This window comes from Hominibacterium faecale (assembly GCF_020734085.1).
GTDB classification, from domain to species: Bacteria; Bacillota; Clostridia; order Peptostreptococcales; family Anaerovoracaceae; genus Hominibacterium; species Hominibacterium faecale.
Map to the genome: position 1 here is coordinate 212,789 of NZ_JAJAGH010000012.1, position 14,635 is coordinate 227,423.

Below are 14,635 nucleotides of genomic sequence, written 5' to 3' on the forward strand. Positions count from 1 at the left end.
AAAGCTGGATAATATTTCTATATTGTGTCGTTCATCCTATTTGCTGGACGGAATTCAATTATGATGCCTCAAACCAATTCTGTAAAGTCACTGTGGGAGGCCAGTACCAACTGCCTCCCGGCCCGGCATAGACGTAGAGCTTTCCGTCTTTACCGCGATACAGATCTCCCGTATACACCTTATCAAAATAATCGCTGGCATTCAAGTCCTCGTCTGTCAGTATAGTACCAGTAAACTTTGCAAAGCTATTATGCTGTGATGGCCCGGCAGCAGCCTGTGCTTTTGTCACATGGGTATCCTGCACCGCTACATAGTATTCCTTATTATATTTTACGATAGCTCCCATAGGAAAAGACACCAGACCATTCTCTCCTACATCCTCTGGATCCGGCCAATCAACAGCATTCTTAATTTCGTCCTGATCCGGCGGTTCCTCCGGTTCTTCTCCTGGATCCGGCTCAATCTCTCCAGGAACGTATGTAAAATAAGTAAACAAATCGGCAGACTTCACCTTTATTTCCATCGCAACTGTCTGCCCGCCTATGCTAACGTCCAGCGTTCCCTCCGCTTCATCCTGCCCTGCATTTTGCTCCACCTTCGTCGCCGCAGCTTCAATCTTGTCGGATTTTTCCTGGGCCTTCCTGTTCATCGTTGTTGCGGAGCTGATCAGCGCAGTAATCGCTCCCAGGGCGATTATGACTATGACAAAACTGACGATGGTCTCTACCAGAGTCTCGCCTTTTTTATTCATACGGATTTGTTTTATTGGCTGACGCTTTCTGTTACCCATGTCTCCTGCTCCCACATTTTCTTGTCCGCCGAAATGGTTACAATCCCATCATATGCATAAACGGCTTTTAATCGATACGTATTTTTTCCGAACTTGGCGGTAAATTGAATCGTAAGGTCAGATAATGCCAGTCTGGCTCTCGTTATGCTGGTGCCGTCTTTTCCCAAAATCGTCAAGCTGGGCGTATAACGAACCTCCATATTTTCAATCGAGTAGTCTGAAAGGCCGTCGCCTGTCAGCTGGATACTCTCCACCGAAAGCTCCTGCGCAGGTAATGTCACCGTATCATTAATCTCCGCGACTCTCCCGGAAACGGCGCTGTACGCCTTGTTGCGGATCAAAATTCCTAGTTCTCTTCCATGCATCGACTGATCGATCACATTCATCGCCGATTTTGCCACATAGTAGGTTTGTCTGCCTTCTACTCTGCGATTAACCGTATTCAGGCTGTTGGCCGCCGCCGTGAGTACAGCAGTTCCGACAATCAGTAGAACGGCCATGATAATGACAGCGATAATCAGAGTATAGCCTTTTTTTCCTGAATCCTGCGGTATCAATCTGCATCTATATTTAGCTGCCATCAGCGACCTCCTTCCATGGAGTCCGATGGAATAACGTTTTCAATTTGCAGGAACTATCGTTAACTTTAAGATAAGGATAGGTGTATTCAAAAACGCCGACTTTTTTACCGTTTTGTGATTCTAATTCGGCAAATTTATGTTTTTTCAGATCTTTCGGCTCTTCAAAAATACGCTCTGCATTTTCAAATATGAAATTGGGCCTTTCTGGCGCACCTTTATAGGTTGCACAGTTTTTAGCCGGCCCCGTTGCCTTTGCGCCACGTCCGTAAAAAAGACCATCTGCACGATCTTTAACGTTCTCTACTTCTCCAATATTATAACAATCCGACAATTCCGTATAGGCTCCGTAGCGGCCGGCCAGACCTCCAAGATATGCCTTTTGGCTGCCCGCTTTCACAGCGCCGGTATTATAGCAGGACCGGATACGATGATAATCGGCTTTTGACTGCTCCAGCATTTGCAGCCCCTGCGCCTGGAAAACATCTCCAAGCACCCCGCCTGCATAAAGACCTCCTGTGACCGTACCTGCATTATAAGATAACTCTATAGTAAGTGTGCGCTGTTTGAATTGGCTCAAATACTGGCCAACCAAACCGCCCGCGTTTTTCTCCGAATCTACTTTCGCAGCATTGACGCAGTATCGGATCGTCGCATCACGACCAAACTCCGAGCCCCGGTGTTCACCGGCTATTCCGCCGGCACAGTTGCTGCCATTGATTTGAAGGCTGTCATTTGCCGTACCACCGGTTACCGTGTTATAAGTACCCATCTGATGCAGCTCCATGCCAGCGCCGAAATACGGCGTACCGACGAACCAGGGCAACCCTTTTTCTGCGTTATATCCTGCCGCTGTACCGTTTTCACAATATGTAATATTACCGTAGTTGTCGCCGACAATGCCTCCTGCACATCCTCCTTCAGCATCTTCTGTCTTAGGATCGGAATCAAGATCTGCAACCCCCGCAGTTACGTTAACCGCAGCTGCGCATTGGGTAACAAGACCGGGGCCTTCCGCTTCCGTTTTCCCGATCATGTTCTTGCCCACGATGCCTCCGGCCTTGCTCTCTCCTCCGGAAGCATACACAGCGCCTCTTGCTGTACATTGGGATACAATGCCCCAGTTTTCTCCCACAATACCGCCAACTCTGTGCTTTCCATTTATGAAATATTTGCTTTTAGCAGAGCTTTTCAAATAACCGCTGATATAGGAATCCGTATAATCAAGCGATACTCCGCTGACCACACCGGTTTTTGAAAGGCAGCTGAACAGTCCGGTCATATTGCGCCCATTATCTTGAATAGTCAAATTATAGATAGCATGGCCCATGCCGTAATACTGCCCTTTAAATCCGTTATTTTGACCCCATGTGTAGGATGGTTTGTCGCCCGCCGATCCCAAAAGCGGAGCCTGGTTTCCAATTGGCTCCCAGTACGGAACCTTTCCGTCATAGGTACTGCAGTAGATATCGCCCAGCTGAATGTAATTGGTCGCTTTTGCTTCATCACCATAACGAACATTATTCAAATGGCGGATGCTTTTTATTCCATATCCCTCCTTGCCGTCTGCGGTTGCTTTTCCTGCAAAATAGCTATGGGGAGCAGTCTGACCTGCTTCAGGAAAGCTATAGGTTTTGTTCTCTGAATGCTTGTTGACAATCAGGGTCGCCGTTAATTCTTCCATACCAAGAGATTCGTGGTTTTTCGTTATAGAAAATTGTTCTCCAATTGTATCCAGAACGAGTACCAGGATCTTGCGATCGTCACTTTTTCGTGTTTCGATATACATTGGATAATAGCAGATGTCCGAGCTGCTGCTCTTCACTTGAAAAGCCTGCTTCAAAGCTTCATCGACCTTACCTTTGGGGTCCTCTACATCTTTGGCCACCGCCTCAATCTGAGAGAAAGCAAAGCTGCCTGCCTGCGGCGATGATTGGTCGTTTGTGATTGTAATGCTTTCTTCCTTGTCGCCTTTTATGGTAATAACCATATTTTTCACCTGGTCCATTTCTTTCGGAAGCAGGCATTCAACGGTCAGCAATCCGTAGTTGTTGCCGCCGTTAATATTATTTCCTTTTGTCTGCTCCAATTCATCATAATCGACAATCTGAATATCAGCATCCGCAGCTTCCTCGGTCCCATCGGCTTTTCCCGTGCTGTCCACACCCCAATAGCCCATCTTTCCATCTTTACGGTCCTGCTTACTCCGCTTATAGGCATTATATGTATCCGAATTTTTGCTCCCATAGCCGATGGCCGCAACTACTTCGCTGTAAAAGGTCGCATAAACCTTTCCCGTCTTTTTGTTAAACTCAACGAGAACGGTATTTTCCAGAATCTCAGGATCGGTTAAATACGGCTCCAACAGCTGGTATATGGCCGTCCCTGTTTTATTGGTCTGGGACTGGTTAATCGATAAGAATACAATATTGTTTTTATTCTCATCCAAATCGGTAAACTCGGGAGAGATCCCTTCGACGTTTACAGGTTCGCCTTCGACCAGCTTATCCCCACTGGACATCCTGGACGTCAGCGCCTTCTGCGCGGCAAGAAATACGCTCCGGGCCACCTTGTCCCGTGCGGTTTGTTTGGCGTTTTCCATATATCCGATCCCGGTGGGTATGGCGATGGCTGCCAGAATGGCGACAATCGTCAGCGTAACAATCACTTCCACCAGGGTAAAGCCTTTTTTCTGTTTTCCCGCGCTGCTAAACATGTTTTTCTCCCAATATCTAACTAAACTCTTCTCATGAATTGCTGCAGATCAGCCCGGTCTGTGGAAGCCATTTCAGCGGTTTCCAGGGTGATCGATCCCATGAGAACCAATCTGGCCAAGTCGCTGTTCAAAGTATGCATGCCCTGGGACATTCCCGAATGCATGGCCGTGGGAAGCTGGTAGCACTTATCTTCACGGATCAGATTACCCACAGCATCCGTACCCAGGAGGATTTCGGTAGCCGCGATCCTGCCGTTTCCAGCCGCGTTGGGCAGCAGCTGCTGGGTGATGACACCCCGCAGAATCATAGAGAGCTGATTGCGCATCTGCTGCTGCGTCTGAGGCGGGCAAGTGTCCACGATACGGTCAATGGTCTGTGAAGCCCCTGTGGTATGCAGGGTGGAAAGGACCAGATGGCCGGTTTCCGCCGCGGTTACAGCTGTGGAGATGGTTTCGTAGTCGCGCATCTCTCCCACCAGAATAATGTCCGGATCTTCACGAAGGGCAGAGCGCAGCGCCCCGGCAAAGGAACCCACGTCCTCACCCACTTCCCGCTGGTGAATCATGCTTTGATTCTGGTCAAAGACATATTCCACCGGATCTTCCACCGTGATGATATGGGCGGCTTTTTTCCGGGAAATATAATCGATCATAGCGGCCAGCGTCGTCGACTTGCCGCTTCCGGTTGGCCCGGTCACCAGGATCAGACCTCTGGGTTCTTCTGCCAATTTTGCCATGACCGGCGGCAGATAGAGTTCTTCCAAGGTGGGTATCTTGTCGTTTAGAAGGCGCACTGCCGCCGACAGCCCGGTCCGATCCTGGTAGACATTAACCCTGTGCCTGGTTTTATCCGGAAGCTGCAAGGCGAAGTCCTGATCTTCTCCCCGCTCCAATCCCTCTCTCTGCTCCTGGCTGCACATGGATAGAATCAATTCCCGCAGCTCCTGGCGGGAAAGGGCTTCTTCAGCGCGGATCAGGCGGCCGTGCTTTCGCATGGCCATTCCCAGCCCTTCACTAATATGCAAGTCGGAACAGTTCTGTTTTCTGGCTCCTGTGAGCAGCTGCTGAATATCCATCATCTTAATCATCCTCTTCTGCGTAATACGCGATCTTATAGAATTCCTCCATGGTGGTGATTCCCTGCAAAACCAGGGTTCTCGCCGCATCATAGAGACTTTTGAAATTCTGTTCTTTTCTCAAGTAATGGCGAATATCGCTCATTTCCACTTCTTCCGTTATCATCTTGCGCAGCGTTTTATCGATGAGCACCATTTCATGGATGGAACGCCTCCCCATATAACCAGTGTGATTGCATTTTGAGCAGCCCTGGCCTTTTTTCAAGGCTGCGGTTTCACCGATGTCAAGTCCCAGAGCCTTCAGCTCGGCGGGCGATGCCGGATACGCCTGGCCGCAGTGGGGGCAGACCTTTCGCATCAGACGCTGCGCTACCAGTCCCACCAGTGAATTGGCCACCATGTAGGACGGAATTCCCATGTCTCTGAGACGAACAATGGATGAGATGGCGTCGTTGGTATGGAGGGTGGAAAAAACCTGATGGCCGGTGATGGCCGCACGCACGGAAATGGATGCGGTTTCGCTGTCTCTGGTCTCACCGACCATGATCACATCCGGGTCCTGTCGCAGCAGCGCCTTCAGCCCCACATCGAAGGTAAGGCCGGCCGTGTTGTTCACCTGCATCTGATTGACTTGGGGCAGATTTCGTTCAACCGGGTCTTCAATGGTGGAAACATTGACCGCTTTCTTCGCTATTTGCTCCAGCACCATGTAAAGCGTGGTCGTCTTTCCCGATCCGGTGGGCCCTGTTATGTAAATGATCCCATGGGGACTGGCGATCATGGACTGAAATTTTTCAAAATTTTCTTCTGTCATACCGTACGTCTGTTCCTGATCGACCACCACATTGGTGTATAAAAAACGGATAACCGCTTTTTCGCCGAAAACGGTAGGGACAATGGAAACACGCGTATTAATCTCCATATCCTCCAGCCGTATCTGGAAATGGCCGTCCTGGGGAAGCCGCCGCTCTGCGATATCCATCCCTGATAGGATTTTGATCCTGGCGATCAGGGGCAGCTGCAGAGCTGGCGCCAGCTTTACAATTTCCGTAATGACACCGTCCACACGCATCCTTACTTGTATATGTTTTTTAAAGGGTTCGATGTGAATATCACTGGCACCCATCCGGTAGCCCTGGACCAGCAAGTTATTGAGGGCCTGAACAATGGGAGCCTCATCACCCGTCGGCTCCAGCTGGGCCAGTTCTTCGGCCGGCAGCACCACGTCCACCTTTTGAAAGGCTTGTTTGGTGACGATCTCTGAATAATAGCGGTCGATGGCTGCCTTGATATGTTCGCTCACATCTAAAACTACGCCAATGGTCTTTTGGGTAATCTGACGAACGTCTTCCACGGCGTAAAAGTTCAGAGGATCGCTCATGGCAACGGTTAGAATACTGTCTTTCTCCTCCACTGCGATCAAATTGTACTTCTGTGCCACTTGGCGGGGAATCAGGCTGACCGCTTCCGTATCCAGAGTTTTCCCCGATATGTCCACCACAGGCAGTTCCATTCGGTGACCCAGCGCGTCCAGCATCTGCTGTTCGGTCACAAAGCCCATTTCCATGAGAATGCCGCCCAGCCGTTTTCCTTTGTTCTGACGCTGATATTCCAATGCCTGCCCGAGCTGCTGATCGTCGATATATCCATGTTCTTTCAGGACTTCTCCAATTCGAACATTTTTCATTGCCATCCTGCTATGCCCTCGCTTTCCTGGTTATACCTGGCTGCTCTGGTAAACTTCAAATACCAGTTCTGCCGTATATGGATATTCCTTTGATTTTTTCGTTTCATTAAGTACCTCGGCCAGCGCGGAAGCGGTCTCGTCTTTTTCCTGGTTGGTCAGTGCAAAGCTCCTCACAGCTACGCCTTTTTTGGCGGCAGCTCTGCCCACCAAGGCCGAGAATTGACCCATGCTGCCCTTCACCTTTACTGTGACCACGGTCGTGGTAACGACGGAATCATTTGCCGAAGTGATGGGCTGTGTCTGAGGCAGAGCGGCATCCTGGTCAGTGAGCACGTTGGTGTTCTGCTGGTCCAGCAAGGCATCTTTTTCTTCCTTTGTCGCCTGGGTTTCTCCCTCAGTGTTTTGATCCTGCTGATTATCGTTTTCTTCGTCGCTGCCGATGGTCAGCGATATGGGCTTAAGTCCGCTGGATGTGATCATTCCGGTAATCAATTTGTCGATGTCCTCATTGACCATGACCTCGTTGAACTGATCTGCCAGTTTGCTGATGCTTTTTTTATACCCGGTAACCTGATCCTGCAGGGACGCTTTTTGCCCGATCATCTGGTCGATCTCTTCCTTTTGCTGTTCAATGGCTATCAGTTCATCGGAAACTTCTCCGTGCCGCTCCACTGCCGGAGCGATTAAAAATGTAACGCCGCCGGCCACGATGACCACAATGATCAGCACGTAGATCAAAATCAGCTCCCGTTTCGTCAGCTTTGCCAGCTGCCCCATGATGTCCATGGATTTTTTCTTTTCTTTACCCATTCCTGCCCCCTTATCTGAACATCACGCAGCTGATCGTCGCCACGTACTTGGAATCGCTGTCTTCGTATCCTTTATAGGCTACATCTGAAAAACAGCCTACGGATTTAAGCCGTTTAACTAGACCCGGCATCTGGGCTGCCGTGCTGGTACGCGTAACAATGACAAAGGTCCCAGCGCCGGAATCGTAGGTGTGAGAAATGACTTTTGCTCCGGAAAGGGCACTGTTGATCCTGCCAATTACGGATGTATCCATGTCGGGAAGTCCCTCGACCGTAGAAATAATACCTTCCATAGAGCCGCTGACTTTTGCCAGATCATCCCGCTTTTGCTGCAGTTCCATAGCCTCATTGTAGCTCTGGGTCGTCTGAGGCGAACTGAGGTATTCTTGAATTTCCTTGATTTGGTGGTTATGAATGGCATCGCTGATTTTAAAGAACGCGAAAATACCTAGTATGACAACCAACAGGGCGGCCGCCGGAATAATGGCCGTTACAAAGAATTTTTTCTTTGCCTCAGCCTCCGGATCGTAATAATACCGCTCGTAAAAATTGATTTCTTTCTTTTTCAGCTTTTTTACATTTGCCGCTTTCGCTTTCCTCATCTCGCTTGTTCTCCGCTTTTCTATAATAAAGTTCCGATGGCATATACATATTCATCGACCCTGATTCGCTGCTCGCCTGCATCAATCAGCCCCGTTTTATCCCTCAGCAGATCGGTGGGCAGGGAAAATCGTTCTGTAATGTTTTTAAATAAGAAGATCTCATCCCGCCTGCATCCGCAGACATAGATTTTTTTGATTTCCTGGGCATATCCTTCTGTGTGGGAAAACTGCATCAGGTTGGATACCATGCGTTCGATCTCCCCGCTGACAGCCGGCGTGCTCCGCTCGCTGAACAGTCTGGTCCAGTTGGAAATACGGAATACGCCGTTCACGTAAATGCTGGCGTAAAGGCTGCTGCCGTCCAGTGTCAGGAAGATAAAACTGTCCTGGCTGGTTTCCGGCAGAAAGCTGAGCAGCTTGATCTGGCTGTCCAGTCCGGCGCCGATACTTTCCAGTTCAATGCCCAGTTCCTCGAAGATGTTGATATAGGAGCCGATCATTTCCTTCTGGGCCGCGCAGATCAGTGCCAGGTCGCCATCTTGGTCAACCCGAATAATCCGGTAGTCATACAGCATGTCTTCCCTAATCTCTGATTCGGAAAATTCGCCTTTGACCCATTCAAGCAGCTGTCTTTCTGAGATTCGGGGCGCTATGGAAACTTTCGTTAAAATCTGGTCGCCGCCGATGAGCAGCCGTACCTTTCGGTCCAGCATGTCAGGATGCTCTGTCATCAACTGGCGAAAGGACATGATAAAGAGTTCCTCATTGGTGATAACGCCGTTGAGAACCGCGCCTTCTGGCAAATCGATCTGAGCATAGGTGTCGATTACTAGAGAGCCGCTCTTTTTCGCACCGCATACCATTTGCATTTTTTCATTTCCAATATAAATCGCTGTATCCATGTTCTACCTCATTTCCAGGGGTTGTATTTTGAAGTCTGGGATTGCCTTGCTCTTAAGCTCCCGATCCGATGGCATTGTATAAGGTGGGCAGCGGCAGCATGACCGAGATCATGACCGAGCCGATTACTATGGCCATTATGATAATCATCACCGGTTCCATCAAGGTGGTCATCCTCTGAAGAGCAATTTCTGCATCGTAATCAAAGGTGTCGGCAATGGATTCCAGCATGGAGTCCAGACGCCCAGTTTCTTCACCGATGAGGATGCTGGCCGGCAGCTTATTGTCAATTCCTTGTATTTTTCCGATAGAATCGGATAGGGACTGGCCTTCCCTCACATCGCTGATTAACTGGTCAAACTGACCCGCTATGTAGGTGTTGCCAATCGTATCCCTGGTGTTTTCCAGGGCGTTGATCATGGAAATACCGCTGGAATAGGATGAGCTGAGGGTTCTGGCAAAACGGGAGGTGTAGATGGTCCTCAGGAGCTTTCCCACGATGGGAATTCCCAGCTTCTTTTTATCCAGCACCGCTTTGACCCTGGGCCGCGCTACAACTCCGCGAATGACCAGAATCAAAATCAGCACTACGATCAATATGACCAGCCAGTGTTTTTGAATTCCCATGCTCAGTCCCAGCATGAACTGGGTAATGCCCGGTAAAGCCGCATCCATGTCCTGGTACATTTCGAAGAATTTCGGCAGTACGGCCAGAAAAACTACTAACAGAACAACCAGCGTTACCGACATCAATATGATGGGGTATACGGCCGCAGATACGGCTTTCTGGTTGATTTTATGCATTTTTTCGAAGTGGTCTGCCATCTTCTTGGAGGTGACATCCATGCCGCCTGTGCTTTCGCTGGCTTTATACATGTTGATCAGAAGATCAGGAAACACGTTTCCCTGCTCGGCCATGGCTTCCGACAGCATCATGCCCTTTTGCAAGTCCCGGTACAAGTCTGTATAGACTTTTTTGATCTGCGGCTTGACGTCGCGCTGCGCCATGATGCTGATGGCCCGGATAAGAGGAACACCGGAGCTGATCATCATTCCCAGCTCTCTGCAGAATTCCGCCAGTTGTTTTGCTTTCATCTTTTTGGCGTTCTGCTTGTCTTTTGCCTCCTGGCAGGAAATCAGGAAAATCCCCTGTTCTCTCAAGTCGGCTCTGAGGGCCGCCGGGTCCGCCGCCTGCGCGGTGCCTTTTACTGCTTTTCCATTTTGTCTTGCTGCTTTAAATTGATATGCAGGCACAGTCTTTCTCCTCTCGTGCTCGTGTACTGGCCGGTTTGTACAGGCCGGCCCGGCCTGGCTGAATCTATTTCTTACACGAATTTTATGATTTTTAATCAAATTCGTGTAATTTTTAAGGCTGGCGGGGCCGGATTTTGCAAAATTCGTTCAATATGCCAAAATTCGCAGATTTTGGGCCCGCGAACCCACAAAATTTACACGAATTATGCCAGTTATTGCCCGTTTTCATTATGGTAAACCACTCCCTCAGCGATCCTGCGTGCTCTGCGATGATGCAATGGTGCGGTCAGCAGGCAGTCCGTTCCGGCCGGGCACTACGCCAGGTTAAATATGCTCAAATAGCTGTCGATCAGGATGGTTCCCGCAAATAATGCCATGATAATTCCAAGGCTTAAAAAAGGGCCGAATGCGAAATGGTCCTTTTTTCCTTTTTTCTTTGCGATCAGCAGATAGGCGCCGTAGATGCCTCCTGTGATCAGGGCGATCAGCGCCGCCGCCAGCATTTGCTGCCATCCCAGCATCAGGCCGCAGGCCGCGCAGAGTTTGATGTCGCCGCCGCCGAAGCTGTCTTTGATGATCAGGTTCATCAGCACCATGGGAAGCGAAATCTCCGCCATTCCAATCAGCGCAGACAGCCATGTGATGTTCCGAAACCAAATCAGGCTGACCAGGGCCAGAAGCAGCAGGGCCAGCACCAGTCCGTTGGGAATTTCCATGGTGTCGATGTCGATGAAGGCAATTACCAAAAGGATGCAGGAACAAGCAAAAACCACTGCCGCTTGCCAGGTAAGTCCGAAGCGGCAGACGCTGCACAGCGCCAGCGCTCCGCCCAACAGTTCGATGAGTGGGTAGCGAAAGGATATTTTGTTCCCGCAGTAACGGCATTTCCCTCTGAGAAAAAGGAAGCTGACTACAGGTACCAGGTCGATGGCTTTCAGCTCATGTCCGCAGGCCGGGCAAAAGGATCGGCCTTTTGCAAAATTCAGCTTTTCTGGTATGCGGTATATGAGGACATTTAGGAAACTTCCGATGCAGATTCCCGCGATCAGAACGAATCCGTATATGACTGCGTATGCGATGTAAAGTTGCGCCATGTAACCCTCTTTTCCATTCGTTTTAAATTTGGTCGTTTTGCTTTTTTGCTGCCTGTTCTGAAAGTGCAGGTACATCGTGTTCGTTCGACAAAAACTGCGTTCTTCTTATTTTATCCTAATTTGGCGTTACGGTAAACCCTGCTTCGTAAGTATTTTGACCCGATCCGCCTGCCTGGGCATGGTAAGTTATGGTGACATCTTCTGTTTTGTAGGTGAAGTTGTCAACTTTATAATCTTTCAGCATGATTACACCTACCATATCGCGTTTATCCGAGAGCTCCGCCAATTCCAGAATCTCGGTCTTGATTGGCCTCAAGTATTGTCGATCGTCATCAATTATAAAAGTACTGCCTTTTATCATAGAACTGGTGTCGCCAGCAGCTTCCGAGGCGATGGTCTGAGTAGCAATCAAAATATTCCTGGCTTCCGCAATAGCCGTCTTTTCATTGGCTTTCTTAATCCATCCGATCATTGTTGGTACTAGAATTGCTGCCAAAATCGCCAAGATTACCAGCACGACAATAACTTCGACTAATGTGAAGCCTTTTGCTTTGTTGTTCCATTTTCTGTTTTTCATGATTTTTCCGTTCATATTATGAGGCTCTATGCTATTTGCCTGCCAGCATTCGGCTGGCAGGGTCCCTTTGGGAAGGGGGACCGTCCAGCTAACCCCTTCCTGAAGAATGCGCATATTTGTTATAAACATTGAAAATTTATTGTTTTTTGTATCTTTTACCAATCGTTTCAGCCCCTGACTAGAGCAAATTCAGGCCAAATTCGTCCTCTGCGGAAGTTTTCTGACTTTTGGGGCCTGGACGCCTTGAAATTTGATACAAAAACCAGATATTTTTTCACTTTTTGTATCCGCCCTGGTAGATATGGAATTCCCCTTAAAGGCAGGTTTCTGCCTTCCGGCAGAAACCCACCACATTACTTCCAATCCGGCCCCTTCCCCAATGGGGCCTTCCTCATTCCCTCTACATGCAGAAAAGGCTGCCGCCTGGCGATCTTCATCGCTGGTTGCGGCAGCCTTTGGCTTTTACTGACTTAAACCTTTATTTTCAAAATACGACTTAATTATCTGTTATGACGAATTTTTTATCCCCTTTTTCATCTCCATTGTATGTAACTTTATATTTATTTGTTGAATCGATATAAGTAAAACTTTTTACTTTTCCCTTAGCATCAGTTACGATATTCGTTGCCAACGTCCCTTCAACTTCCGACAACGCCATAATTTCTTTTCCTGCAGCCTCTTCCGACGTTATTGCACCACCTGACAGTGTATTTGAATTCTCAGATACAATAGTCTGCGCCGCCAGTTCAACGCTTCTTGCCTCAACAATAGCCGTTTTCTTATTGGCCTTATTAATCCATCCAATCATGGTCGGTATCAAAATCGCCGCCAAGATCGCCAGGATAACCAGCACTACAATAACCTCGACCAAGGTAAAACCTTTTTTATTCTTCTTCAGGTCATTTCTTTTCTTATTTACTAATTCAAACATTTTGGAATTCTCCCCTCTCCGCTCACTAATAATAATGTATTCCGTTTGGTTACAAGTCATTATAACTCCGCATCATTTAATTTACAACACTCTTCGACACTTTTTTCATAGGGCTGGCGGTTGGCAGCTCGTTATTAGCCAAAAGTTACACGCATCTCTCGCACAGCTGTAACGGTTGAGCAGCTATACCTGTCCAACTGTTACATATTTAAGTCTATTCATTACATTATAACGTTGAACCACAAAAAAAGGTTACATGGAACTAAATGTTACCATGCAACCCGTTTTCCGTAAAAACTGCCCTTTTTCTAAATCACCTACTTCACCTTTAGCGCCCGCTCCCTCAAAGCCGCCTCTTCCTCATTTTCCGGCTCATCCAAAACAATGCCATGGAGCCGTTTTTTCTTAGTATCCGGTTCTACACACACAAAGGTCACGAACCCTTCTACATTCTGTCCTGAGTCGATCTCGCACAACGCCTTCACATGAACCATCAGGCTTGTGTTTCCAGTCTTTACGATCCGACTGTGGATGGTGAGGATATCCCCCTTTTGAACCGGCTTTTTAAAGGTAAACCCATGTACATTGACGCACAGAACATCCTGCGGCCGGCCATGGGTGGCCGCTGCTGCGATAAAGGCCGCTTCAACCAGCCATTCCGCCGTCCTCCCAGCAAACAGCGTACCGTGGTGGTTCAGATCCTCTGACTTTATTAAATGCGATATTTTATACTCTTTCATAATGTTACCCTCCTGAAAATTTTCGTGTTACCTCATTATAATCAATTGCGGTCAAAAAGAAAGTACATATATATAGGTATACAATATATTTATTCCATCCGGCCACTTTGTCAGTCAATGGTTTTTCCGGGCCTGCTTTCATATTTGGAAAAAAGTTTCCTTCGGAAACGTTATTCGCGCTTTGCGCTCACTTTCACAAGGCAACCTTTTTTAAAGCCTAGGAAATGCTACGCATTCGATATCTCCCAGACTATAATAAAGTCGGTTTCGCCGATTCTTAGAAGAAGTAGGCTTCATTGATAATCCGGAAATATCGCTGCCTATTTCCTACGTATAAAAAAAGCAACCAGCTTCGGCGGCTTTGCCGTGCTGCTTGCTTAAAAGTGGGTACTTTTAAACTTTGTATTTTACTTCCTCATCGAAGAATCTTGGTCTGCCCAAATGATGCCGGTCCCACCCGGCGGCAGATTTGATCAGCCTTTTAACCAGGCTTCGACCGTTTCCAGAGATAGCTTTGCCATCCTGGCGATTTGCTGTCTTTCCATGCCGCTGGCAGCCAGATTCCGCACCAGCTCTTTCTGACCTTCTTCCTTTCCCTGTGAAATCCCTTGCAAGATTCCCTGTGATATTCCTTGTGATATTCCTTCTGAGATCCCTTGCGAGATTCCCTGGGCAAGTCCTTCCTTCTGTCCGTCCTCAAACGCCTGAGCCAGGCCTTTCTTTAACTGTACTTCACGGCAGTGCTGCTGTAAGCGGAATTTGTCCCTCGCAATCGCCTGCTCACGGACGATCTCGTCAGCCGTGGCCTTTCGCAATAGTTTTTCCGTCATGGCAATCTCCTTTCCTCCCTGACTTCGCAGATCCTCCAGATACTCCCGGCA

At 48.4% G+C, this 14,635-nt stretch carries 14 protein-coding genes; all 14 read right to left on the reverse strand.

The features are described 5' to 3' along the window. Positions 1-58 precede the first annotated feature (58 nt). Positions 59-790, reverse strand: a complete 732-nt coding sequence (locus LG211_RS16600) for a type II secretion system protein (RefSeq protein ID WP_269478029.1) — start codon at positions 788-790, stop codon at positions 59-61. Next, a complete protein-coding gene (locus LG211_RS16605) occupies positions 763-1,371 on the reverse strand; it encodes a hypothetical protein (protein ID WP_227755546.1) in 609 nt (202 codons plus the stop codon). The genes LG211_RS16600 and LG211_RS16605 overlap by 28 nt, the downstream gene beginning before the upstream one ends. Beyond that, the gene (locus tag LG211_RS16610; RefSeq protein ID WP_269478030.1) at positions 1,361-4,084 is read right to left on the reverse strand and encodes a prepilin-type N-terminal cleavage/methylation domain-containing protein; all 2,724 of its coding nucleotides are present in this window, start codon (positions 4,082-4,084) and stop codon (positions 1,361-1,363) included. Before LG211_RS16610 ends, LG211_RS16605 begins: the two co-directional genes overlap by 11 nt. 20 nt (positions 4,085-4,104) lie before the next feature. Beyond that, the gene (locus tag LG211_RS16615) at positions 4,105-5,163 is read right to left on the reverse strand and encodes a type IV pilus twitching motility protein PilT (protein ID WP_227755548.1); all 1,059 of its coding nucleotides are present in this window, start codon (positions 5,161-5,163) and stop codon (positions 4,105-4,107) included. A gap of 1 nt (position 5,164) precedes the next feature. Further along, positions 5,165-6,847: a GspE/PulE family protein gene (locus LG211_RS16620; RefSeq protein ID WP_227755549.1), complete on the reverse strand. Its 1,683-nt coding sequence runs from the start codon at positions 6,845-6,847 to the stop codon at positions 5,165-5,167. Positions 6,848-6,877: 30 nt separating this feature from the next. Continuing rightward, positions 6,878-7,657, reverse strand: a complete 780-nt coding sequence (locus tag LG211_RS16625; protein ID WP_148396914.1) for a hypothetical protein — start codon at positions 7,655-7,657, stop codon at positions 6,878-6,880. Positions 7,658-7,667: 10 nt separating this feature from the next. Further along, the gene (locus LG211_RS16630) at positions 7,668-8,258 is read right to left on the reverse strand and encodes a hypothetical protein (RefSeq protein WP_148396915.1); all 591 of its coding nucleotides are present in this window, start codon (positions 8,256-8,258) and stop codon (positions 7,668-7,670) included. Positions 8,259-8,278: 20 nt separating this feature from the next. Then, positions 8,279-9,160: a type IV pilus biogenesis protein PilM gene (gene pilM / locus LG211_RS16635; RefSeq protein ID WP_148396916.1), complete on the reverse strand. Its 882-nt coding sequence runs from the start codon at positions 9,158-9,160 to the stop codon at positions 8,279-8,281. A gap of 52 nt (positions 9,161-9,212) precedes the next feature. Further along, entirely contained in the window at positions 9,213-10,412 is a 1,200-nt protein-coding gene (locus tag LG211_RS16640) for a type II secretion system F family protein (RefSeq protein ID WP_269478031.1), read from the reverse strand. 314 nt (positions 10,413-10,726) lie between these two features. Beyond that, positions 10,727-11,506, reverse strand: coding sequence for a prepilin peptidase (locus LG211_RS16645; RefSeq protein WP_148396918.1), 780 nt, complete (start codon positions 11,504-11,506; stop codon positions 10,727-10,729). A 115-nt stretch (positions 11,507-11,621) separates the two neighbouring features. Further along, positions 11,622-12,098 carry a prepilin-type N-terminal cleavage/methylation domain-containing protein gene (locus LG211_RS16650; protein ID WP_269478032.1) on the reverse strand — a complete coding sequence of 159 codons (477 nt, stop codon included), beginning with the start codon at positions 12,096-12,098 and terminating at the stop codon, positions 11,622-11,624. 481 nt (positions 12,099-12,579) lie between these two features. Beyond that, positions 12,580-13,014: a prepilin-type N-terminal cleavage/methylation domain-containing protein gene (locus tag LG211_RS16655; RefSeq protein ID WP_253020327.1), complete on the reverse strand. Its 435-nt coding sequence runs from the start codon at positions 13,012-13,014 to the stop codon at positions 12,580-12,582. 317 nt (positions 13,015-13,331) lie between these two features. Next, positions 13,332-13,754, reverse strand: a complete 423-nt coding sequence (locus tag LG211_RS16660; protein ID WP_148396921.1) for an acyl-CoA thioesterase — start codon at positions 13,752-13,754, stop codon at positions 13,332-13,334. A 473-nt stretch (positions 13,755-14,227) separates the two neighbouring features. Beyond that, the coding region (locus LG211_RS16665; protein WP_465250811.1) for a hypothetical protein at positions 14,228-14,635 on the reverse strand (408 nt) is incomplete at its 5' end.